Annotated in this window: 17 protein-coding genes and 2 pseudogenes; 4 read left to right on the top strand and 15 right to left on the bottom strand. The window is 61.8% G+C overall.

The window, feature by feature from the left end; genetic code table 11:
- The first annotated feature begins 23 nt into the window (after positions 1–23).
- Entirely contained in the window at positions 24–1,373 is a 1,350-nt protein-coding gene (creD, locus tag QF045_RS00505) for a cell envelope integrity protein CreD (RefSeq protein WP_306490630.1), read from the top strand.
- A gap of 65 nt (positions 1,374–1,438) precedes the next feature.
- Here the strand turns inward: creD and QF045_RS00500 are convergent.
- The 9 genes and pseudogenes from QF045_RS00500 to QF045_RS00460 all read right to left on the bottom strand — a co-directional run.
- A pseudogene (locus QF045_RS00500) lies at positions 1,439–1,528 on the bottom strand (outer membrane lipoprotein carrier protein LolA); the annotation flags it as partial.
- Positions 1,529–1,550: 22 nt separating this feature from the next.
- Positions 1,551–2,180: a glutathione S-transferase N-terminal domain-containing protein gene (locus QF045_RS00495; protein ID WP_306490629.1), complete on the bottom strand. Its 630-nt coding sequence runs from the start codon at positions 2,178–2,180 to the stop codon at positions 1,551–1,553.
- A gap of 164 nt (positions 2,181–2,344) precedes the next feature.
- On the bottom strand, positions 2,345–2,527 hold the full coding sequence (locus QF045_RS00490; protein ID WP_306490628.1) for a hypothetical protein: 183 nt from the start codon (positions 2,525–2,527) through the stop codon (positions 2,345–2,347).
- Positions 2,524–3,627: a PepSY domain-containing protein gene (locus QF045_RS00485; protein WP_306490627.1), complete on the bottom strand. Its 1,104-nt coding sequence runs from the start codon at positions 3,625–3,627 to the stop codon at positions 2,524–2,526. The genes QF045_RS00490 and QF045_RS00485 overlap by 4 nt, the downstream gene beginning before the upstream one ends.
- A 63-nt stretch (positions 3,628–3,690) precedes the next feature.
- Entirely contained in the window at positions 3,691–6,120 is a 2,430-nt protein-coding gene (locus tag QF045_RS00480; RefSeq protein ID WP_306490626.1) for a TonB-dependent siderophore receptor, read from the bottom strand.
- A 205-nt stretch (positions 6,121–6,325) separates the two neighbouring features.
- Entirely contained in the window at positions 6,326–7,294 is a 969-nt protein-coding gene (locus tag QF045_RS00475; protein WP_306490625.1) for a FecR domain-containing protein, read from the bottom strand.
- On the bottom strand, positions 7,291–7,809 hold the full coding sequence (locus QF045_RS00470) for an RNA polymerase sigma factor (RefSeq protein ID WP_306490624.1): 519 nt from the start codon (positions 7,807–7,809) through the stop codon (positions 7,291–7,293). The genes QF045_RS00475 and QF045_RS00470 overlap by 4 nt, the downstream gene beginning before the upstream one ends.
- Positions 7,810–7,957: 148 nt before the next feature.
- Positions 7,958–8,666: pseudogene (locus QF045_RS00465) on the bottom strand (PolC-type DNA polymerase III).
- The gene (locus QF045_RS00460; RefSeq protein ID WP_306490623.1) at positions 8,663–10,585 is read right to left on the bottom strand and encodes a DUF294 nucleotidyltransferase-like domain-containing protein; all 1,923 of its coding nucleotides are present in this window, start codon (positions 10,583–10,585) and stop codon (positions 8,663–8,665) included. Before QF045_RS00460 ends, QF045_RS00465 begins: the two are co-directional and overlap by 4 nt.
- 246 nt (positions 10,586–10,831) lie before the next feature.
- Between QF045_RS00460 and QF045_RS00455 the strand changes: the two genes are divergently transcribed.
- Entirely contained in the window at positions 10,832–11,278 is a 447-nt protein-coding gene (locus QF045_RS00455) for a response regulator (RefSeq protein WP_306490622.1), read from the top strand.
- Positions 11,279–11,371: 93 nt separating this feature from the next.
- Here QF045_RS00455 and QF045_RS00450 read toward each other — a convergent pair whose 3' ends face one another.
- Entirely contained in the window at positions 11,372–13,549 is a 2,178-nt protein-coding gene (locus tag QF045_RS00450) for a malate synthase G (RefSeq protein ID WP_306490621.1), read from the bottom strand.
- Between the two features lie 267 nt (positions 13,550–13,816).
- On the opposite strand from QF045_RS00450, the gene QF045_RS00445 reads away from it, so the two are divergent.
- Entirely contained in the window at positions 13,817–14,329 is a 513-nt protein-coding gene (locus QF045_RS00445) for a glycine cleavage system protein R (RefSeq protein ID WP_306490620.1), read from the top strand.
- Between the two features lie 222 nt (positions 14,330–14,551).
- Here QF045_RS00445 and rarD read toward each other — a convergent pair whose 3' ends face one another.
- The 5 genes from rarD to QF045_RS00420 form a co-directional block, all read right to left on the bottom strand.
- The gene (gene rarD, locus QF045_RS00440; RefSeq protein WP_306490619.1) at positions 14,552–15,436 is read right to left on the bottom strand and encodes an EamA family transporter RarD; all 885 of its coding nucleotides are present in this window, start codon (positions 15,434–15,436) and stop codon (positions 14,552–14,554) included.
- A 181-nt stretch (positions 15,437–15,617) separates the two neighbouring features.
- Positions 15,618–16,592: a serine/threonine protein kinase gene (locus tag QF045_RS00435; RefSeq protein ID WP_306490618.1), complete on the bottom strand. Its 975-nt coding sequence runs from the start codon at positions 16,590–16,592 to the stop codon at positions 15,618–15,620.
- A 235-nt stretch (positions 16,593–16,827) separates the two neighbouring features.
- The gene (locus QF045_RS00430; protein WP_306490617.1) at positions 16,828–18,726 is read right to left on the bottom strand and encodes a PhoX family phosphatase; all 1,899 of its coding nucleotides are present in this window, start codon (positions 18,724–18,726) and stop codon (positions 16,828–16,830) included.
- Between the two features lie 79 nt (positions 18,727–18,805).
- Positions 18,806–19,570 (bottom strand): TOBE domain-containing protein, encoded by a 765-nt coding sequence (locus QF045_RS00425; RefSeq protein WP_306490616.1) that lies wholly within the window; start codon positions 19,568–19,570, stop codon positions 18,806–18,808.
- A gap of 57 nt (positions 19,571–19,627) precedes the next feature.
- On the bottom strand, positions 19,628–20,365 hold the full coding sequence (locus QF045_RS00420; RefSeq protein WP_306490615.1) for a ComF family protein: 738 nt from the start codon (positions 20,363–20,365) through the stop codon (positions 19,628–19,630).
- Between the two features lie 92 nt (positions 20,366–20,457).
- Here QF045_RS00420 and bioB point away from each other — a divergent pair, with 92 nt between their 5' ends.
- Positions 20,458–21,513 (top strand): biotin synthase BioB, encoded by a 1,056-nt coding sequence (gene bioB / locus QF045_RS00415; protein ID WP_306490614.1) that lies wholly within the window; start codon positions 20,458–20,460, stop codon positions 21,511–21,513.
- Positions 21,514–21,569: the final 56 nt, after the last annotated feature.

Here is a 21,569-nt window from a genome sequence, read left to right as displayed (position 1 = left end):
CTCATCAAAACAGGGAGAGCCCCATGAACCGCAGCCTGCTTTTCAAACTCGGCGCGATTGCGCTACTGATTCTGCTGTTGCTGATTCCGTTGCTGATGATCAACGGCATCATCAGCGACCGCCAACAACTGCGCGACGGCGTATTGATGGACATCGCCCGAAGTTCAAGCTTTGCCCAACGCCTCACCGGGCCGGTGATGGTGGTGCCTTATCGCAAGACGGTGCGCGAGTGGAAGCTCAATGAAAAACTCAACAAACGCTACGAAGAAACCCGTGAGGAGCGTGGCCGCTTGTACTTCCTGCCGGAGCATTTCGCGCTCGACGGCCAGGTGCAGACCGAGCTGCGCGCACGGGGCATCTACCAGGCGCGGTTGTTCCATGCCGACAACCGCATCAGCGGGCGTTTCCAGTTGCCTGCCCAACTGGGCATCACGGAGAACTTCGCCGACTACCGTTTCGAGCCGGCATTTCTGGCGGTGGGCATCAGCGATATACGTGGCATCGAAAATGCGTTGAAGCTGGAGCTGGGCGAGCAGCGCCTGGAGTTTTCGCCTGGCTCCCAGGTGGACTGGCTGGGGGAAGGGGTGCACGTGATGCTGCCCGATCAGGACAGCAAGAAACCCGTCGCCCTGGACTTCGCTTTCGACCTACGCCTGCAGGGCACCGAACAACTGCAAGTGGTGCCGGTGGGCAAGACCAGCCAGGTATCGCTCGCCTCCAACTGGCCGCACCCAAGCTTTATCGGCAACTTCCTGCCGACGCAGCGGGACGTCACCGACAAGGGCTTTACCGCTCACTGGCAGACCTCGTTTTTCTCCACCAACCTGGAACAGGCCCTGCAAACCTGCCTGGACCGCCAAGGCTGTGACGACTTCAACAATCGCAGCTTCGGCGTGAACTTCATCGACCCGGTGGACCAGTACCTCAAAAGCGACCGCGCGATCAAATACGCGCTGTTGTTCATCGCCCTGACCTTTGCCGGCTTCTTCCTGTTCGAAGTGCTCAAGAACCTGGCGGTGCACCCCATCCAGTATGCGTTGGTGGGCGTTGCGCTGGCGTTCTTCTACCTGTTGCTGTTGTCGCTGTCCGAGCATCTGGGGTTTGCCATGGCTTACCTGATATCGGCCAGTGCCTGCGTCGTGTTGATCGGTTTCTACGTGTGCCATGTGCTGCGCAGCGTGGCCCATGGCCTGGGGTTTTCGGTGGGGTTGGCGGCGTTGTACGGTTTGTTGTACGGGCTGCTGAGTGCCGAGGATTACGCATTGCTGATGGGCTCGCTGCTGCTGTTCGGCCTGCTGGGTACGGTGATGGTGCTGACGCGCAAACTGGACTGGTATGGCGTGGGCAAGCGCAAGGTGGAGGCGGTGCAATGATCGGATTGCGCGAAGATCAGCAAATGAAGGCCAGAATGGTCAACTTCCTCATCAACGCCACCGTCCACTGTAGGAGCGAGCTTGCTCGCGAAGAATGCAAGAACGCCGCGTTTAACCAAGTGCCCCGCGTTATCGTTGACGATTTTCGCGAGCAAGCTCGCTCCTACAGGGGTGCCGTTAAACGGGTGGTTGGGTCTGCTGCATCGACGCCCGCTGGCTGACCTCGGCGTACCACTGGGCAAGCTTGGGGTTATCCGTGCGCCATTGCAGGTCGGGGTGGCGGAAGTCGAGGTAGCCCAGGGCACAGGCCACGCTGATCGCGGCGATGTCGAAGTGGCTGGTCAATTCGGCAATCGCTTCGGCCTCCAGCTCAGCCAGTGCGCGACGTATCTTGTTGCGCTGCTCGTCCAGCCACTGGTCCCAGTGTTTCTCCACCGGACGCATCGCGGTCTCGTAGCGCACCAGCACGGCGGCATCCATGATCCCGTCGGCCATCGAGGCCAGGGTCAGGCGACGCCAGCGCGCCGAGCCGTCGCGGGGGATCAGCGGGTTGCCGACGTGCTGGTGGTCGAAGTAGTCGAGGATCACCCGGCTGTCATGCAGCACCGAGCCGTCGGCCAGGCGCAGGGCGGGGATCTTGCCGACCGGGTTACCTTGCACCACGTCCGCGTCCGGGTTGACCGGGGTGGGCATGCAGGCGTGCAGGGCGACACGGTCCTGTTGACCGGTCTCGATCAGCAGCACGCGGACTTTGCGCACGAACGGTGAAGCGGGATTGTGGAACAAGGTCATGCTGGGCGCAGACATGGGCATTCCTCGAAATGGGTTGTGGCTAGACTAGAGGCTTGTGCCGTGGCTGGCGAGGGGGATTTTCGCAGGATTTGAAGGCCTCATCGGGGGCAAGCCCCCTCCCACAGTTGAAGGCATTCACAAATCAAAATGTGGGAGGGGGCTTGCCCCCGATAGCGCCCTCAGCCGCGCCTCCTCACTAATGCTCTAGCACCAATCGCCGCCGGAATACCCAACCCGACCCAGCTCAACGAATCCCACCACCCGTCCCCCAGCAACGCCGCAAACAACCCGGCCGCGCTGAGCAGGCCGATCCCCAGCGGAATGCCAAACACCTTCCAGAAACTCGACTGCCTGGGCTTCATGCCTTGCCCGCCTTGCGCCGCACGATCCACAGGTAGATCCCGCTGACCAGCACGATGATGGTCAGCACATCCAGCACCGCCCAGAGGATCTTCATCGGCATGCCGCCGTAATCACCGAAGTGCAGCGGCTGGGACATGCCCATGGCGTCCATGTACCAGGGCCGTTCGGCGATGGCGGTCACGGCCAGGGTGCGGGCGTCGATCAATACCGGTGTGAGCAGATGGGAGGTGAGGTGGGTGCTGCCCTTCATGAACACGGCGTAGTGATGTTCGCTGGAGAAGCGCGTGCCGGGGAACGCAATAAAATCTGGCTCCATGCCCGGCGCGGCCTGGGCGGCAATGCTCAGCAGCTCGGTTGCCGGCGCGCGCTGGGTCAGCGGCGGGGCGTTTTTATAGGGTTCGATCATGGCGCTCAAGGCGTCCTGGCGCCAGGCGGCGATGATCAGGTCGGCACAGGCGCTGATCACTCCGGTCACGCCCACCACCAATGCCCAGGTCAGGGTGACCACGCCGATCAGGTTGTGCAGGTCGAGCCAGCGCAGGCGCGTGGATTTGTCCTGGCGCACGGTGGCGAATTTCAAGCGGCGCATGAACGGCAGGTACAGCACCGTGCCCGAAACAATCGCCAGCACGAACAACAGGCCCATGAACGCGAGCAACAGCTTGCCGGGCAGCCCGGCGAACATGTCCACGTGCAGGCGCAGCAGGAACAGGGTCAGCCCGCCATTGGCCGACGGCATCTCCACCGTTTCACCGGTGCGGGCATCGAGCATGAAGGTATGCGACGAATTCGGCTCGGTGCCGGCCGTGGCGGCCATGATCGCGATCACGCCATTCTTGTCTTCCTCATCCCAGGCCAGGTACTGCATGGCCTCGCCCGGGCGATGGGCCTGGGCCTTGGCCACCAGTTGCTCCAGGTTGAGCTGCGGCGTATCGGCGGGCATTTGCTTGAGTTCGGGTTCGTTGCCCAGCAGATGGTCGATCTCGTGGTGAAACACCAACGGCAAGCCGGTGAGGGCGAGCATCAGCAGGAATACGGTGCAGATCAGGCTGGTCCAGATGTGGATGAAGGACCAGCGGCGGATGGTTTTGCTTTTCATTTTCTAGCCTTCAGACACACCAAAGCCGCCCTTTCAGGACGGCCTGGTTGTTAACTCAGCCGATTACCACTGGTAGGTGGCGCTGGCAACGACGCTGCGCTGGTCGCCGAAGTAGCAGTAGGAACCGTCACAGGTGGAGATGTAGTCCTTGTTGAACAGGTTGGTCGCGTTCACTTTCACCGACGCGCCCTTGAGGCTGTTGTCCAGGCGGCCGAGGTCGTAGTGCACGGCGCCGTCGAAGACGGTGTAGGCGTCGGCTTTGCCCGACCAGGTGTTGGCCTGGTCGCCATAGGTATTGCCGGTGTAGCGGGCGCCAAAGCCGATGCCAAAGCCATCGAGTGCCCCGCTGTGCCAGGTGTAGTCTGTCCACAGGGAGGCTTGCTGGTTGGGCATCAATTGCAGGCGGTTGCCTTTGAAGTCACCCTTTTGCACTTCGGATTTGGCCAGGGTATACGCCGCGATTACCTTGAGGTTTTCGGTCACGTCAGAGATGGCTTCCAGCTCCAGGCCCTTGACCTTCACTTCGCCGGTCTGGTCGGTGAGTGACACGCCACCGGACTGGAAGCTGGTGACCAGCACGTTCTTCTGGGTGAGGTCATACACCGCGGCACTCAGCAGTGTGTTCGAGCCCGGCGGCTGGTACTTGACCCCCAACTCCCACTGCTTGCCCTCGGTAGGCTTATACGACTCTGTAGGAGAGACGCTGGCGTTGCTCGCCGGTTGGAACGATTCGGCGTAGGAGATATAGGGTACGAAGCCCGAGTCGAACACATAGCTCAGCGCCGCGTTGCCACTGAAGTTCTTGCTACGGTCGGTGTTGGTCGCGTCGTTCTTGTTGAAGTACGTAGTGCCTTGGTGCACCCAGTCTTCACGACCGCCCAGGGTCAGGCGCCAGTTGTCGAGGGCCATCTGGTCCTGGACGTACAGCCCCGTCTGCACGGTTTTCTGGTTGTAGTCATAGAACGCCGTGGAGCGCGCTGGTCGCACGACCGGCTGGGTATTGATCGGGTTGAAGATGTTGATTGTTCCGGCGCTACCAAAAATCGACAGGTATGAGGTATCGGTGCGCTGGTGATCCAGGCCCAGCAGTAATGTGTGGGTGATATCGCCGGTGGCGAAATCCGCCTGGAAATTGTTATCCACCGCGAACTGGCTGATGTCCTCGTTCACGTTGGTCGATGAGCGGCTGATGTTGCCGGCCGCGTCCGCTGGCGAGTAGGCGAACGAGCCCACGGTCAATTGCTGGAAAGCCAGTTCCGACTTGGTGTAGCGCAGGTTCTGCTTGAACTGCCAGGTGTCATTGAAACGGTGTTCGAAGGCATAACCCAGCGCGTAGTAGGTTCGGTCGTAGAACTCGTAATCCGGATCGCCCAGGTTTTTATGGTGGGGTATATCACCCAATGGCGATTTGATCTTGGTGCCCTGAATCGGCAGGAACTGGCTGGTAGCGCCGGTATCGTCGCGAGTGAACTGCGAGAGAAAGGTCAGCTTGGTGTCGGTATCGATATTCCAGGTCAGGCTGGGCGCGATGTTGTAGCGCTTGTTGTCGATGTGATCGACCTGGGTACCGGCATCGCGCACCACGCCGCTGAGGCCATAGAGAAACTGGTCTTCGTCATCGATCTTGCCGGTGCTGGCGAAGTTGATCTGGCGGTAATTGTCACTGCCGTATTGCACCTGAATAGCGCTGCTCGATTCCGCGCTGGGACGGCGGCTGACCATGTCCAGCAAGCCGCCCGGCGGGGTCTGGCCGTAGACCGACGAGGCTGGGCCGCGCAGCAGGGCGAGGCGGTCGAGGTTCCAGGTTTCGGCTTTTGGGTTGGCGTACACGCCGCGTGGCAGTGGCAGGCCGTCGAGGAACTGGGTGGGTTCGAACCCGCGTACACGCATCCAGTCGTAGCGGGTGTCGCTGCCGTAGCTGGCGGACACGATCCCTGGCATGTATTTGACGGCGTCGTCGAGGTTCTGCACGTTGCGATCCTGCATTTGCTCGCGGGTCGCCACGGAGATGGAGCGCGGGGCTTCGACCAGGGCCGTGTCGGTCTTGGTGCCGGCAGCGGTGCGCTTGGCCAGATAACCTTCTGCCGGCCCCCAAGCGCTCTCATAACTACCCTGACCAATAATGCTGGTCTCCGGCAACGCCACAACCCCCTCCGGAACCGCCACCAGCGTAAACGTCCCCGCGCTGCTCTGCTCCAACTGCAACCCCGTTCCACGCAATGCCTCACGCAGCGCACCTTGTGCATCGAACTGGCCTTTGACCGGTGACGAGGTTTTACCCGAGGCGAGTGATGGATTGAGGGTCAGGGCGAGGCCGGCCTGGCTGGCGATCTGGTTCAGGGTGCTTGCCAGTGGCGCTGGCGCCAGGTTGTAGGCGCGCACGCTGGAGGCCTGTTCGGCGGCGATCAGCGTGGTGCTGACCAGCGGAGCGCCGAGGGCAATCGCCACGGCTAACAGGCTGGGGCGCAACAGAGTATCTAGCGTGCGGGACATGGGTGGCTCCTGAATGGAAATATTTCTCAATTGCCTAGGTGCCGGACGAGAATCGAAAAGTGATAGGGCGGGGTGTAAATATTTTATTGGGGCGGGCTTGAGGGCCTCATCGGGAGCAAGCCCCCTCCCACATTTTGAATTGTGAACGCTGTTAAATGTGGGAGGGGGCTTGCTCCCGATAGCGATCTACCAGGCACCTCAAACCCTAAGGCTTACCCTTGACCGTCACCCACCACGGCGTGTGCTGCTCGATCTGCACCGGCAGTGTCGGCAGCAATGCATTGAGCGCCAGGGTGGTGTCTTGCAGTGGAAAGCTGCCGGTGATGCGCAGGTCGGCCACGTTGCTGTCCACCCCCAGATGGCCGGTGCGATACCGGCCGAGTTCCGCCACCACATCGCCCAGGCGGGCGTTGTCGACGACCAGCATGCCGCGCGTCCAGGCGTCGCTGGCCGCAGGCACGGCAAGCACCGGGCCCAGGCCGTCGCTGCGCATCAGCACTTGCTGGCCCTGCTTGAATATCTGCTCCTGATGCAGCGCCTGGGGCTGGGCGGCCACGGCCGATTGCAGCACGCTCAGGCGCGTGGCGTCGTCTTCGCGCCTGACGATAAACCGCGTACCCAGCGCCCGCAGGTTGCCGTCGCGGGTCTGTACAGAAAACGGCCGCGCATCGTTGTGGCCGGTTTCGACGAGGATTTCGCCTTCCTGCAACACGATCAATCGACGCTTCTCGTCGAAGCGCACGTCGATGGCGCTGTGGGTATTGAGGTTGATCCGGGTGCCGTCCGCCAGCTCGATCGTGCGCTGCTCGCCGGTGGCGGTGCGCTGATCGGCCAGCCAATAGTGGATCGGCACATACCGCTCACCGGCAAACAACGCCAGGCCGCACACCAGCGCGATGCTCGCCAGGCCACGGCCCAGCTTGCGTACACGCTGGCGAACGCTATTGCGCGACTGCAGCAATGCCGCCCGCGCAGGGCCAGAGGCGACACTGAAACGCTGGTCGAGCATGCCCAACTGGCGCCAGGCGCGGGCGTGTTCTTCATCGCTGGCCAGCCACTTGGCGAACTCTTCCTGTGCCACCACGCTGCGGTCGCCGGCGTCGAGGGACAGTTGCCAGGCAATCGCGGCGTCCAGCACGCGGGCCGACACCGGTTTGGAACTGATCGCGCTCACGACGGCTCGCCATACAGCGCGATGTAGCACTGGCGGATGCCCTGAGCCAGGTACTGGCGCACGCGCGACACCGACACACCCAGGCGCTGGGCAATTTCTGCATGGCCCAGGCCGTCGAGGCGGTTATAGAGGAACGCGGCGCGGGCTTTGCTCGACAGGGTGCCGAGCAGGCGGTCGATGGCCTTGAGGTCTTCAAGGATCAGTTGCTGTTCTTCGGGCGAGGGGTGTTCGCTTTCCGGGATCAGCATCAATTCGGTGAGGTAGGCCTGTTCCAGCGCGGCGCGGCGGAAGTAGTCGAACAGCAAGCCCTTGGCGACGGCCACCAGAAAGGCACGCGGCTCGCGGGGTTCGCGCAGCCCGTCACGGCCCAGCAGGCGCATGAAGGTGTCCTGGCTCAAGTCTTCGGCGCGGCTCGGGCAGGCTACGTTGCGCCGCAGCCAGGCCAGCAGCCAGCCACGATGGTCGCGATACAACGCGCCAACAAGCTCACTGTGTGGGGTCTGGACCGACGACAAGGCATCACCGAATAAAGTTTAAACTAACGAGAATTATTCGCGATTGTGTCAGAGGCGTGATGTACGCGCAATTGGCGTCTGTCGGGCGATCGCCGCGCAATCGTTCCCACGCTCCGCGTGGGAATGCAGCCCCGGACGCTCCGCGTCCCTAGAACGACGGCGTGTGCTTACGCCGCCGCCATTGGCTCAAGCGCTCTTGCAGCGCCTGGGGCGTGTCGATGTGTTGCTGGCGCGCCCGGCTGAACAGGATCAGCATCAGTTCCGCCGTCGCCAGCGCATCGGCGCTGGCGTGGTGGCGCTCGCCTACCTGCAGCTTGAAATGGTTGATCCAGTCATCCAGCCCGGCCTCACGGATGTTCGCTTCGGGGCAGAGCAGCGGGGCGATATCGGCTACATCCAGAAACACATGGGCCAGGCGATATCCCAGACTGTCCTTGAGTGCCCGGCACAGCATGTGTTGATCGAACGGTGCATGGAAGGCCAGCAACGGGCTGTCGCCCACGAATTCCATGAAATCCAGCAGCGCATCCACCGGGTCGCTGCCCGCCGCGATTGCACTCGGGCCGAGGCCGTGGATCAACACGCTGGGGCTGAGTTTGGTGGCGGTGCGCTGCAGGGTGCGTTCGAACATCTGCGAGAAATCCACCGCGCCGTCTTCGATCACCACGGCGCCGATGGACAGCACCTGGTCACGGTTGAGGTGCAGGCCGCTGGGTTTCCAGGTCGACCACCACCCAGCGCTGGCTGCGCAACGGGATATTGCCCAGCGCTGCGGGCGCGCGCAGTTGGGCCAGGCGTTGCTGCTGCGCCGCGTCGAGCCTGGGTTTTCTGGCGTGCAGCCAACCGAACAGACTCACAGCTGATACCGCAAGGTCAGGTTGCTTTGCAGGCGCTGGGCCTGACGCAGGGATTCGCGCAGGATGCGACGGTCCAGGTGGTTGAGGCTGTCGGGATCGACGCGGTTGGAATAGGGCAGGTTTTCCCGCGTCTGCACCTGGTGCTGCTGCATGCGGGTTTGCTGGATGAAGTGATAGGCCTCTTCATAAGCGGCACCGTCCAGCGGCTCGATCACTTCCTTGGCGACCAACTGACGCAGCCGCTCCAGGGTGTTGTTGGCGTGCACGTTGTTGGCCAGGGCGAGCAGGCGCGCCCCGTCCACAAATGGCGTGAGGCCTTGCACCTTGAGGTCCAGGGTGGCCTTCTCACCGCTTTTGCGCGTCAGCACGAACTCGCGAAAACGCCCTACAGGCGGGCGCTGGCGCAGGGCATTCTCGGCCAGCATGCGCTGGAACAAGCGGTTGTCCGCCACCTGATCGAGAATGCCTTGGCGCAACTGCTCGCAACCTTGTTCGTCGCCCCACACCACCCGCAAATCGAAATAGATGCTCGAGCCCAGCAGGTTCTCCGGCGTGGCTTCGCGGATGAAGGCGGCAAACCGCCGGGCCCACTCGGCCCGTGACAGACACAGCTGCGGGTTGCCAGCCATGATATTGCCCTTGCACAGGCTGAAGCCGCACAGCGCCAGGCTCTGGTTGATCTGTTGCGCCAGGGGCAGCAGGCGCTCGCGAATCTCGGCGGCTTCAACCGCGTCGCGGGCTTCGAACAGGATGCCGTTGTCCTGGTCGGTGTACAGCGTCTGTTCACGGCGGCCTTCGCTGCCAAAGCACAGCCAACTGAAGGGCACGCCGGGGTCGCCTTTTTCCGCCAGGGTCAGCTCGATTACGCGGCACACGGTGTGATCGTTCAGCAAGGTAATAATGTGGGTGATCTGCGTAGACGAAGCACCGTGGGCCAGCATGCGTTCGACCAGTTGGCCGATTTCGCCGCGGATCGCTACCAACTGCTCCACTCTGGACGCGTTGCGGATGGTACGCGCCAGGTGCACCAGGTCGACACGCTGCAGGGAAAACAGATCGCGCTCCGAGACCACCCCACACAGGCGCTGGTCCTTGACCAGGCACACGTGGGCGATATGTCGCTCGGTCATCGCGATCGCCGCGTCGAACGCGCTGTGGTCCGGGGTCAGGAAGAACGGCGCCTGGGTCATGTGGCGATCAATGCCCTGGCTGAAATCACCGGTGCCATCGGCCACCACTTGGCGCAGGTCGCGCAAGGTGAAGATGCCCAGCGGCGCCTTGTGCTCATCGACAATCACAATGCTGCCGACCTGCTGCTCATGCATCAGCGTTACCGCTTCGCGCAGCGCCGTGTCCGGGCTACAGGTGACCGGGTGGCGCATGGCCAGTTCGCCCAGGCGCGTGTTCAAGGAGTATTGGGTGCCGAGGGTTTCCACGGCTTTTTGCTGCACTTGCTGGTTGACCTGGTCGAGCAGGCTGCTGACACCGCGCAAGGCGAAATCACGAAACGGGCTGGAAAGGGCGAACAGCTTGATGAACGCCATCTTGTTCAGTTGCAGGCAGAAGGTGTCTTCGCAAGCTTTATGCTCGGTGCGGGTGGCGCGTTCACCGAGCAAGGCGGCGAGGGGGAAGCACTCGCCGGTGGTGATTTCGAACGTGGTGTCCGTGGAGTCCGGCCGCTTGCCGACCACGCGGCCCTGCTTGACAATATAGAAATGCTCGACCGGCCCGCCCGACGGTTTGAGGATGCTCTCGCCGGGGCCGTAGAAGCGCAGTTGGCACTGTTCCACCAGAAACGCCAGGTGCGCGTTTTCCATCTGGTTGAACGGCGGGAAGCGTTGCAGGAATTGCAGGGTGCCGTGGATATTCTGCAACACGGCGGTTTTACCCGCCTGCGTGAAAGCATCAGCTTTACTCATAACAGTGACCGCAGTTTTTTTGTCGTTATCGTGCTGCATGGTCGACTCCTGCACCGCGGGTGCCCATTGGACGTAAGTCTAGGTTGGTGAGACCTGGGCAAAACTAGGGAAAAACCTTACATGACTATCGTCCAAAACCCGTAGAACACCCACTAGGCAAACTTTCCGACGAAGTGCACATTGTTCCCCCTCCCGCAGATGTCTGACGAGTGTGCTGGGAGCTTGATGAGAACTGCTGAGAAACGTATGTCCGACCACGATATTTTAAGTGATGCCGAGCGCGAGGCGCTGAGCGCCGTGATGCTGGAGCCTGATTTACCGCCCCAACGTGTGTTGATCGTGGACGACGACAAGGATGCGCGTGAACTGCTGGCGGAAATCCTGGGGCTGGACGGCATTCGCTGCATGACGGCTGACAGTGGTGAGACAGCGTGGGATTTGTTGACGTCCACTAGCTCCATCGGTTTATTGATCACCGACCTGCGCATGGCGCCGAGCAACGGTTTGGAGTTGATCCGAAAAGTGCGCGATTCGACCCGTGCGGCGCTGCCGATCATCATCATGTCCGGCGATGCCGAAGCCCTGGATGTGATTGATGCGATGCATTTGAGTGTGGTGGACTTTTTGCTCAAGCCGATCGATAGCGCGAAGCTGGCGAAGTTGGTGAAGCGGGAGTTGGGGATGGTTTCCTGAGTTTGGGGTGGTTGGGATGGCCTCATCGGGGGCAAGTTCGGCCACCCTACAAACCAAAAAAAGCCCCGATCTCTCGATCAGGGCTTTTTTCATTTACAGGCCGTTCTTAGCCTTGAACTCCCGACGCCTGCGATGCAACACCGGCTCGGTATACCCATTCGGTTGCTGGGTCCCTTCAATCACCAACTCCACCGCCGCCTGGAACGCGATGTTGCTGTCGAAGTCCGGCGCCAGCGGACGGTACAACGCGTCCCCTGCGTTCTGACGGTCTACCACCGGCGCCATGCGCTTGAGGCTTTCCATCACCTGGGCTTCGTTGACGATGCCATGGCGCAACCAGTTGGCGATGTGCTGGCTGGAGATACGCAGGGTGGCGCGGTCTTCCATCAGGCCCACATCGTTGATGTCCGGCACCTTCGAGCAACCCACGCCCTGGTCGATCCAGCGCACCACATAGCCAAGGATGCCCTGGGCATTGTTGTCCAGTTCGTTGCGGATTTCTTCTTCGGACCAATCGGTGTTGCTGGCCAGAGGAATGGTGAGGATGTCGTCCACCGAGGCGCGTTCGCGCTTGGCCAACTCGGCCTGGCGGGCGAACACATCGACCTTGTGGTAATGCAACGCGTGCAGCGCGGCAGCCGTGGGCGAAGGTACCCAGGCGGTATTGGCGCCGGCCAGAGGGTGGGCGATTTTCTGTTCGAGCATCGCGGCCATCAGGTCGGGCATCGCCCACATGCCTTTACCGATTTGCGCACGCCCTTGCAGGCCGGTGCTCAAGCCGATATCAACGTTCCAGTTCTCATAGGCGCCGATCCATTTTTCGGCTTTCATGGCCGCCTTGCGCACCATCGCGCCGGCTTCCATGGAGGTGTGGATTTCGTCGCCGGTGCGGTCGAGGAAGCCGGTGTTGATAAACACCACGCGCTCGCTGGCCGCCTTGATACAGGCCTTGAGGTTGACCGTGGTACGGCGTTCCTCGTCCATGATCCCGACTTTCAGCGTATTGCGCGGCAGGTTAAGCACGTCTTCGATACGGCCGAACAGCTCGTTGGTGAACGCTGCTTCTTCGGGGCCGTGCATTTTCGGTTTGACGATGTACACCGAACCGGTGCGGCTGTTCTTGCGCGTGCTGTTGCCGTTGAGGCTGTGGATCGCCGCCAGGCTGGTGAGCAAACCGTCGAGGATGCCTTCCGGCACTTCGTTGCCGTCTTTGTCGAGGATGGCGTCGATGGTCATCAAGTGGCCAACGTTGCGCACGAACAGCAGCGAACGGCCATGCAGGGTGACGTCGTTGCCGTCCACGCCGGTGTAGACGCGGTCAGGGTTCATGGTGCGGGTGAAGGTCTTGCCGCCCTTGGCCACTTCTTCGGCCAGGTCGCCCTTCATCAGGCCGAGCCAGTTGCGGTAGATCACCACTTTGTCGTCGGCATCCACGGCGGCCACGGAGTCTTCGCAGTCCATGATGGTGGTGAGTGCGGCTTCCATCAGCACGTCTTTGACGCCGGCGGCGTCGGTCTGGCCGACCGGGGTGCTGGCGTCGATCTGGATCTCGAAGTGCAGGCCGTTGTGCTTGAGCAGGATCGCAATCGGCTCTGCGGCGGGGCCCTGGAAGCCGATCAACTGCGCGTCGTCACGCAGGCCGCTGTTGCTGCCGCCCTTGAGGCTGACGATCAGCGTGCCGTCGACGATCTTGTAGCCGGTGGACTCGGCGTGGCTGCCCGCGCTCAGCGGCGCGGCTTCGTCGAGGAACGCACGGGCGAAGGCGATGACCTTGTCGCCGCGCACTTTGTTATAGCCCTTGCCCTTCTCAGCGCCGTTGGCTTCGCTGATGGCGTCGGTGCCATAGAGCGCGTCGTACAGCGAACCCCAGCGCGCATTCGAAGCGTTGAGGGCAAAGCGCGCATTCATCACCGGCACCACCAGCTGGGGGCCGGCCATGCGTGCGATCTCGTCATCGACGTTTTGCGTCGAGGCCTGGAAATCCGCGGCTTCTGGCAGCAGGTATCCAATGTCTTGAAGGAAGGCTTTGTAGGCCACCGGGTCGTGGGCCTGGCCGGCATGGGTCTGGTGCCAGGTATCGATCCGCGCCTGGAAATCGTCGCGTTTGGCGAGTAGGGCTTTGTTCTTCGGGGCCAGGTCGTGGATGACCTTGTCGGCACCGGCCCAGAACTGGTCGGCAGTAATGCCGGTACCGGGAATGGCTTCGTTGTTCACGAAGTCGAACAGGACTTTGGCGACCTGCAGGCCACCGACTTGAACGTGTTCAGTCATTGCTTGCCTCACTCTGCGGAGCTTATGCGCTTTTTCAGATTTTCATTATGTAGTGCACGGTTGGGCATACTACATGATGACTTGCGGTTGTGAAAATTAGACTAAATACGTCGTTTAGCGACCCACTTTGGTCGTACGGTCACAGCGGAGAACCGGATGTTCTCAAAAAACTATTGGATTGTTCCAGATAAATATAAAAATGGTACACGATTTGTTTTCGAGGGCTCCCGGGTCCACCTTGTAGATTGACTTCCAGAGGGCTTCGCCATGGACCATCTTGTACTCACAATTATTGCCGCCGACAAACCCGGCCTGGTTGAACGCATCGCGCAGAACATCGCCGCCCACGGTGGCAACTGGCTGGAAAGCCGCATGGCGCATATGGCTGGGCAGTTCGCCGGGATCCTGCGGGTCAGTGTGCCGGCGCAGAGTCGTCAGGCTTTGGTGGGAGCACTGGAGGATTTATCCACACACGGCATTCGCGTGCTGGTGGGGGAGGGCAGCTCCGGGCAGGCGTCGGCTTCCAAGCCGATTGTGATGACCCTGGTAGGCAACGACCGCTCGGGCATCGTGCGCGAGATTACTGCGCTGTTGAGCAAGCAGGGCGTCAACCTGGAGCGCCTGAGCACCGAGGTGCGCCCGGCCCCGATGAGCGGCGATCCGCTGTTCAGCGCCGAGGCCTTATTGCAGGTGCCTTCCACGCTGTCCCTGGAAACCTTGCAGGCCTCCCTGGAAACCCTGGCGGACGACCTGATGGTGGAACTGCACAACGAAGAATAGCCACGCACAGGGTTATGCATGGAAATCTTGCATGGGCCTGTGGATAACCTGTAGAGACACGACGCCAGGCCACGTCGGCCGGGCTTCTTCGCCAGCTGAGCAAAAAACGAGCAGTTTCAATCGCTTGTGCACAAATGGCGGGGATCAGGTTGTGGATAACCTTGGGGTGAATCGCTGCAAGCCACGACGGCTGTGGCTTGCAGAGGGTTGTACGTTATTTGATCAGCGTTTGCGCACGCTCAGCCAGGCGTCCACGCTGTAGATAACCAGGCCGGCCCAGATGAAGGCGAAGGCGGTCAACGTACTGGGCGCCAGGTGCTCGCCGAACAGCAACACGGCTTCCAGCAGCACCAGGGTTGGCGCGACGTACTGCAAAAAGCCCAAGGCAGTGTAGGGCAAATGCCGTGCGGCGGCGTTGAAACACACCAGCGGGACCAGCGTGACGGGCCCTGCGGCCACCAGCCACCACGCCTCGGAGGTGCTCCAGAAGGCCATTTGTGCACTGTGCGCTGTGGGGTTGAACAACAACCACGCGATGGCGATCGGTACCAGCATCCAGGTTTCAACCACCAGCCCCGGCAGCGCCTTGACCGGCGCCTGCTTGCGGATCAAACCATAGAAGCCAAACGTCAGCGCCAACGCCAGCGACACCCACGGCAAGCTGCCGACTTGCCACACTTGTTGCGCCACACCGGCCGCCGCCAAACCCACGGCCACCCATTGCAGACGACGCAGGCGTTCGCCGAGCAGCAGCATGCCCAGCAACACATTCACCAGCGGGTTGATGTAGTAACCCAGGCTCGCTTCAAGCATGCGCCCCGTGTTGACCGACCACACGTAGGTCAGCCAATTGGCGGCGATCAGCGAGCCACTGAGGGCGAGGATCGCCAGGCGCTGGGGGTTGTCGCGTAGCTCGCGAAACCAGCCCGGGTGTTTCCATACCATCAACAGCAAACCGCCGAACAGCGCCGACCACAGCACTCGATGCACGATGATCTCGGCGGCGGGCACGCTGGCGATGGCTTTGAAATAGAGCGGGAACAGACCCCAGATGACATAGGCACTCAGGCCTAGGATGTACCCCTTGCGAGGGTTGGCGGCGTGCATTGCAGAGTCCTTGCTTAGGCAGCTAACAAAGGGCAATTGTAAGGATATTTGCCAGGCAGTGGGACCTGCTTTGCTCTATGTGGGAGGTGGCTTGCCCCCGATAGCAGTGTGTCAGCTAAAGATAGGCTGACAGGTAGACCGTCATCGGGGGCAAGCCCCCTCCCACATAAAGCGAAAGCGGTCAGAACAGTTTCAGCGGTTCTTCATTGAGTGCCGACAACTGCTCACGCAACGCCAGCACCTGATCGCCCCAGTAACGCTCGCTGCCAAACCAGGGGAAGCTGTGGGGAAATGCCGGGTCATCCCAACGCCGCGCCAGCCAGGCGCTGTAGTGCATCAGGCGCAGGGCGCGCAAAGGCTCGATCAGCGCCAGTTCACGTGGATCGAAGTCGTGGAACTCCTGGTAACCGTCCATCAACTCCGACAGTTGGCCCAGGCATTCCTGGCGATCGCCGGCCAGCATCATCCACAGGTCCTGCACCGCCGGGCCCATGCGGCAGTCGTCCAGGTCGACAATGTGGAACATCTCGTCGCGGCACATCATGTTGCCGGGGTGGCAGTCGCCGTGCATGCGGATGTTCTTGTGCGGGGTGGCCTTGTATACCTCCTCCACGCGCTTGAGCAGGTCGCGGGCCACGGACTCGTAGGCCGGCAACAGGCTCTTGGGAATGAAGTTGCCTTCGAGCAGGGTGGTCAGGGAGTCGTGGCCGAAATTCTTCACGCCCAGCGCTTCGCGGTGTTCGAACGGGCGGGTGGAACCCACGGCGTGCAAACGGCCAAGCAATTGCCCGAGGCGATAGAGCTGGTCGAGGTTGCCCGGCTCTGGCGCCCGGCCGCCACGGCGTGGAAACAGGGTGAAGCGGAAACCCTGATGTTCGAACAGGCTTTCGCCGTTGTGGATCAGCGGCGCGACCACCGGCACTTCGCATTCAGCCAGCTCGAAGGTGAAGCGGTGTTCTTCCAGGATCGCCTCGTTGGTCCAGCGCTGCGGCCGGTAGAACTTGGCGATCAGCGGTTCGGAATCTTCGATGCCCACCTGATACACGCGGTTTTCGTAGCTGTTGAGCGCCAATATGCGGGCGTCGCTGAGAAAGCCGATGCTTTCGACGGCGTCGAGCACCAGGTCAGGGGTGAGTGTTTCAAACGGGTGGGCCATGCGAACTCCTGCGCGCAGCAGGGCGCCGCGTCCGGCCGGGTATGGTAACGCACCGGGCTTGAGATAGGGGGCGTCTGTGCCATTGCTATCGGGGGCAAGCCCCCTCCCACACGTTGAATGTGTTCACAAATCAAATGTGGGTAACAGGGAACAGTCTAGGGGGCATGCCCTCCACACACTTGAATGTATTCGCAGTCCAAAATGTGGGAGGGGGCTTGCCCCCGATGGCGGTCGATCAGGCGCCGACAATCCCGCCATCATCGCGCCGAATCGCCATCACCGACGAACGCGGCTTGCCATTCGCCAGATGCTCCGGCCACGTCGACCCTCCGGTTTCACCCGGATGCTGAATGCCCACGAACAGGGTTTTCTGATCCGGCGAAAAGCTGATCCCGGTCACTTCGCACGCCACCGGCCCGACCATGAACCGGCGAATTTCTCCCGTGGATGGGTCGGCGCAGAGCATCTGGTTATTGCCCATCCCGGCGAAATCGCCAGCGTTGCTGTAGTCGCCGTCGGTGAGAATCCACAGGCGGCCGGCCTTGTCGAAGCCCAGGCCGTCCGGGCTGTTGAACATATTCTGCGGGTTGATGTTGGACGAGCCGCCCTTCGGCGAACCCGCGTGTACGCCGGGGTTGCCGGCGACAACGAACAGGTCCCAGGTGAAGTCCGTGGCACCGTGGTTATCGGCGTCGGCTTTCCAGCGCAGGATCTGGCCATACACGTTCTTCTCGCGTGGATTGGGCCCGCCCACCGGCTGGCCGTCTTCGCCGCGCTTGGCGTTGTTGGTGAGGGTGCAGTAGACCTGGCCGTCGGTGGGGCTGACCACGATCCATTCCGGGCGATCCATGCGCGTGGCTTTCACCACGCTGGCGGCCAGTCGCGCATGAATCAGCACTTCGGCCTGGCTGGCAAAGCCGCTGCTGGCATCGATGCCGTTTTTGCCATGGGTGAGCTCAACCCACTGGCCTTTGCCCTTGGGATGATCGGCATCGCCATCGCCCGCGTCGAAGATCGCGACGTACAAGGTGCCGTGATCAAGCAGATCCTTGTTGGCCTTCGGGTTGTTGTGGTTGATCGGATCGCGACTGATGAACTTGTAGATGAACTCGCCGCGTTCGTCATCGCCCATGTACACCACGGCGCGGCCGTCGCGGGTTTCTGCCAGGGCGGCGTTTTCGTGCTTGAAGCGGCCCAGGGCGGTGCGCTTGACCGGGGTGGATTGCGGGTCGAACGGGTCGATTTCCACGACCCAGCCGTGGCGGTTGAGCTCGTTGGGGTTCTTAGCCAAGTCGAAGCGCGGGTCGTGGGTGTGCCAGTGGATGTCCTTGCTGGCGGCGACCACGCCATAGCGTTTTTGCCCGGCATCGAAGGTTTGCTGTGGGTTGCTGCTGCCGAAGCAGTCGGTGAAGTTCTCTTCGCAGGTGAGGTAAGTGCCCCATGGTGTCTTGCCGTTGGCGCAGTTCTGGAAGGTGCCCAGGGCTTTCTTGCCGGTTTTGTCGGCGCTGGTTTTCAACCAGTCGTGGCCGGCGGCCGGGCCACTCAGGCGGATTGGCGTGTTGCCGTGGATGCGCCGGTTGTAGCGTGAGTCCTGGACGAACTGCCAGGTATCACCCTTGCGCAGTATTTCGATAACCGAAACGCCTTCACTGGCTAACGCCTTGCGCACGTCTTCGGCCGATTGCGGCGCGCCGCCGTGGGCGTAGAGGTAGCGGTAGTTGGTGTATTCGTTGTTGATCGCCATCAGGGCGCGGCGCTCGTCGCCTGGAAATGGAAACAGGCTCATGCCGTCATTGTTGTCGCCAAACTGCTGCTCCTGGGCCGCGGCCGTGCCATTGCCCGAGGGGTCGAACGCCGGCGCACGCTTGCTCAAGGGCTGGCCCCAACTGATCAGCACCGAGGCGCTGTAGCCGGGCGGCAGGGTAATAGTGTCGCTGGTGGCGGCGGCGATGCTGGCAAACCCCAGCAAGGGGCTGGCGGAAGCGGCGTTCACGGCCAGCGCGCTGCGGCTGAGCAGGTTGCCGCCCAGGAACATCGCAGCGCCGCACAGGGCACCGGCGCCGATAAAGCGGCGACGGGTGAGGCCGACCATCTGTTCGAGGTCGGTGGCTTGGTGTTCTTCTAATAGGCTCATCTCAGGCTCCCTACGGTTTTTGCAGACACCATAAGGAGCGGGCGTGACGAAATTGTTGCAGTTTGATGGCGCGTGCCGGCTACACCGGGGTACCGAGCAATACATTGGCCGGGGCGAACTGCACCTGGATGGGCTGGCCTGGCGCGGCGTTGAGTGCGGCAAGCGCGGCGGGCGGCGCCAGGGCGCACAGCACCTGACCGTTGGGCAGGCCGATACGCACCTCGCTGGGGCCGTCTTCAGCGTCGAGAATCGTCTCGAGCACACCGCTCATGCAATTGTGTCCAAGTGTTGCGGCTTGCCCGACGGCCAGTAACTCCAGCCATCCGGCCTTGATCAACGCAACCACTTCCACGCCGGCCTCCAACTCCAGCCGTTGCGTGCTGTCATGGGTGATCTGTGCATCCAGGTACAAGCCCCCCGCCAATTCCAGGCGGACCCGGTCATTACGCCCATGGCGCTCAATCGTGCTGACCCGGCCGTGCAGTTGGTTACGCGCGCTGGTGCGCAACATAAGGCGGCCCAGCAGGCTGAAGTCGCTGGCCGCCTCTTGCGTGGCGAGTACTTCGGCTTGCAGCACTTGCAGGCGTTGATAGAGGCGCAGCACGCGCTCACCTTCGGCGGTCAGCCTGGCGCCGCCACCGCCTTTGCCACCGACGCTGCGCTCCACCAGCGGTTTTTGCGCCAGGTTGTTCAGTTCATCGATGGCGTCCCAGGCGGCCTTGTAGCTCAACCCGGCACTTTTCGCGGCGCGGGTGATGGAACCCTGCTCAGCGATATGCCCCAGCAGGGCAATGCGCTGGGGGCGGCGGATGATGTGCTGGCTGAGCGGCGAGGTCAGGGACATGGGGATACGCTTGGCTGGGGTGAGCCGACGTTGCCGCCCGCCGGCACGGGAGTCAAGTCAGGTGCCGGGTTTTGGCGTGCGGGCCAGGCAATACACATCGACCCGGCGTGCACCGGCCTTGACCAATAACCGCGCCAGGCTGTGGGCGGTGGCGCCGGTAGTCAGCACGTCATCGACCAGCGCCAGGTGGCGCCCCTGCACTCGGGCTCCGGGCGCCAGCGCAAAGGCATTGCGCAGGTTGCGCTTGCGCGTCTTGGCGTCGAGGTCCTGTTGCGCAATGGTTTCATGGGGACGTAACAACAGCTGTTCATCGTAGGGGATATTCAGGTCGACACTGAGCCAGCGCGCCAACATCGCGGCTTGGTTATAGCCACGCTGGCGCAGGCGTTTGGGTGGCATCGGTACTGGCAGCAGGCAATCGGGGCGAGTGAGCTCGGTATTCTCAAAGCGATGTTGCAGGAATCGCCCCAGCAGGCGTCCGAGCAGGTGCCCCAGCGGCCAGTTTGCCTGGTGCTTGAACCGACTGATCAGGCTGTCTACCGGGAAGCTGTAAGTCCAAGGTGTAATGACGTGTTGATAAGCGGGCGGTTGTTTCTGGCATTGGCCGCAGGCCAGCCCGTCCATGGGTAAAGGCAAGGCGCAAATCTCACACTGCTCCGTCAGCCACGGCAGCTCGGTTTCGCAGGCGTTACACACGCAATCGAGGCTTTCATGCCGCTCATCGCAGATCAAGCAGGTTTGTACGTTTTTTAACCAGATGTAAACCTGGTGTTGGTGGCTTGGTTGACAGTGCATGAATCTTCCTTAAATATGCCGAGCATCCGTGTCGTGCCTGTGGGTATTGCCCTTCCCGCAGCGTTAGCCAAAGCATAATCAAGGAATCGCCCATGAGCGCCAGCACCTCTGCCACCCTGCGTCACGATTGGTCTTTGGCCGAAGTCAAAGCCCTGTTCGTGCAGCCGTTCAATGACCTGTTGTTCCAGGCGCAGACCGTGCACCGCGCGCATTTCGACGCCAACCGCGTGCAAGTCTCCACTCTGCTGTCGATCAAGACCGGCGCCTGCCCGGAAGATTGCAAATATTGTCCGCAGTCCGGTCACTACAACACCGGCCTGGAAAAAGAAAAACTGATGGAAGTGCAGAAGGTCCTCGAAGAGGCCGCCCGCGCCAAGGCCATCGGCTCGACGCGTTTCTGCATGGGCGCCGCGTGGAAACATCCATCGGCCAAAGACATGCCCTACGTGCTGCAGATGGTCCAAGGCGTGAAAGCCATGGGCCTGGAAACCTGCATGACCCTTGGCCGTCTCGATCAGGACCAGACCGCCGCGTTGGCCCAGGCCGGCCTTGATTACTACAACCACAACCTCGATACCTCGCCGGAGTTCTACGGGTCGATCATCACCACCCGCACCTACAGCGAGCGCCTGCAAACCCTGGCTTACGTGCGTGAGTCGGGGATGAAGATCTGCTCGGGCGGCATCCTTGGCATGGGCGAGTCCCTCGACGACCGCGCCAACCTGCTGATCCAGTTGGCCAACCTGCCGGAGCATCCAGAGTCGGTGCCGATCAACATGCTGGTCAAGGTGGCCGGCACGCCGCTGGAAAACGCCGAGGACATCGACCCGTTCGACTTCATCCGCATGCTGGCGGTGGCGCGCATCCTGATGCCGCAGTCCCATGTGCGCCTGTCGGCTGGCCGTGAGGCGATGAACGAGCAGATGCAGGCCCTGGCGTTTTTCGCCGGCGCCAACTCCATTTTCTACGGCGACAAGCTGCTGACCACCGCCAACCCTCAGGCGGACAAGGACATGCAACTGTTCTCGCGCCTCGGGATTCTGCCGGAGGCGCGTGAAGAGCATGCCGACGAAGTGCATCAGGCAGCGATTGAGCAGGCCCTGGTGGAGCAGAAGAGCAGCGAGCAGTTCTACAACGCCGCTGTTTGACTCAACCCCAATCCCAATGTGGGAGGGGGCTTGCCCCCTCCCACATTGACCGAGCT

The sequence above is a fragment of the Pseudomonas sp. W4I3 genome, from assembly GCF_030816195.1.
In the GTDB taxonomy this organism is placed as follows: Bacteria; Pseudomonadota; Gammaproteobacteria; order Pseudomonadales; family Pseudomonadaceae; genus Aquipseudomonas.
The sequence above is the reverse complement of the archived record's forward strand: the minus strand, read 5'-3'. Positions and strand labels throughout refer to the sequence as shown.

What these genes read in the sequence shown, in the direction of transcription:
- QF045_RS00430 (WP_306490617.1), bottom strand. Translation starts at nt 18,726, where the DNA reads ATGAGCCTATTAGAAGAACACCAAGCCACCGACCTCGAACAGATGGTC.
- QF045_RS00460 (WP_306490623.1), bottom strand. Translation starts at nt 10,585, where the DNA reads ATGAGTAAAGCTGATGCTTTCACGCAGGCGGGTAAAACCGCCGTGTTG.
- QF045_RS00490 (WP_306490628.1), bottom strand. Translation starts at nt 2,527, where the DNA reads ATGAAGCCCAGGCAGTCGAGTTTCTGGAAGGTGTTTGGCATTCCGCTG.
- QF045_RS00485 (WP_306490627.1), bottom strand. Translation starts at nt 3,627, where the DNA reads ATGAAAAGCAAAACCATCCGCCGCTGGTCCTTCATCCACATCTGGACC.
- bioB (WP_306490614.1), top strand. Translation starts at nt 20,458, where the DNA reads ATGAGCGCCAGCACCTCTGCCACCCTGCGTCACGATTGGTCTTTGGCC.
- creD (WP_306490630.1), top strand. Translation starts at nt 24, where the DNA reads ATGAACCGCAGCCTGCTTTTCAAACTCGGCGCGATTGCGCTACTGATT.
- QF045_RS00450 (WP_306490621.1), bottom strand. Translation starts at nt 13,549, where the DNA reads ATGACTGAACACGTTCAAGTCGGTGGCCTGCAGGTCGCCAAAGTCCTG.
- QF045_RS00495 (WP_306490629.1), bottom strand. Translation starts at nt 2,180, where the DNA reads ATGTCTGCGCCCAGCATGACCTTGTTCCACAATCCCGCTTCACCGTTC.
- rarD (WP_306490619.1), bottom strand. Translation starts at nt 15,436, where the DNA reads ATGCACGCCGCCAACCCTCGCAAGGGGTACATCCTAGGCCTGAGTGCC.
- QF045_RS00420 (WP_306490615.1), bottom strand. Translation starts at nt 20,365, where the DNA reads ATGCACTGTCAACCAAGCCACCAACACCAGGTTTACATCTGGTTAAAA.
- QF045_RS00455 (WP_306490622.1), top strand. Translation starts at nt 10,832, where the DNA reads ATGTCCGACCACGATATTTTAAGTGATGCCGAGCGCGAGGCGCTGAGC.
- QF045_RS00445 (WP_306490620.1), top strand. Translation starts at nt 13,817, where the DNA reads ATGGACCATCTTGTACTCACAATTATTGCCGCCGACAAACCCGGCCTG.
- QF045_RS00435 (WP_306490618.1), bottom strand. Translation starts at nt 16,592, where the DNA reads ATGGCCCACCCGTTTGAAACACTCACCCCTGACCTGGTGCTCGACGCC.
- QF045_RS00425 (WP_306490616.1), bottom strand. Translation starts at nt 19,570, where the DNA reads ATGTCCCTGACCTCGCCGCTCAGCCAGCACATCATCCGCCGCCCCCAG.
- QF045_RS00480 (WP_306490626.1), bottom strand. Translation starts at nt 6,120, where the DNA reads ATGTCCCGCACGCTAGATACTCTGTTGCGCCCCAGCCTGTTAGCCGTG.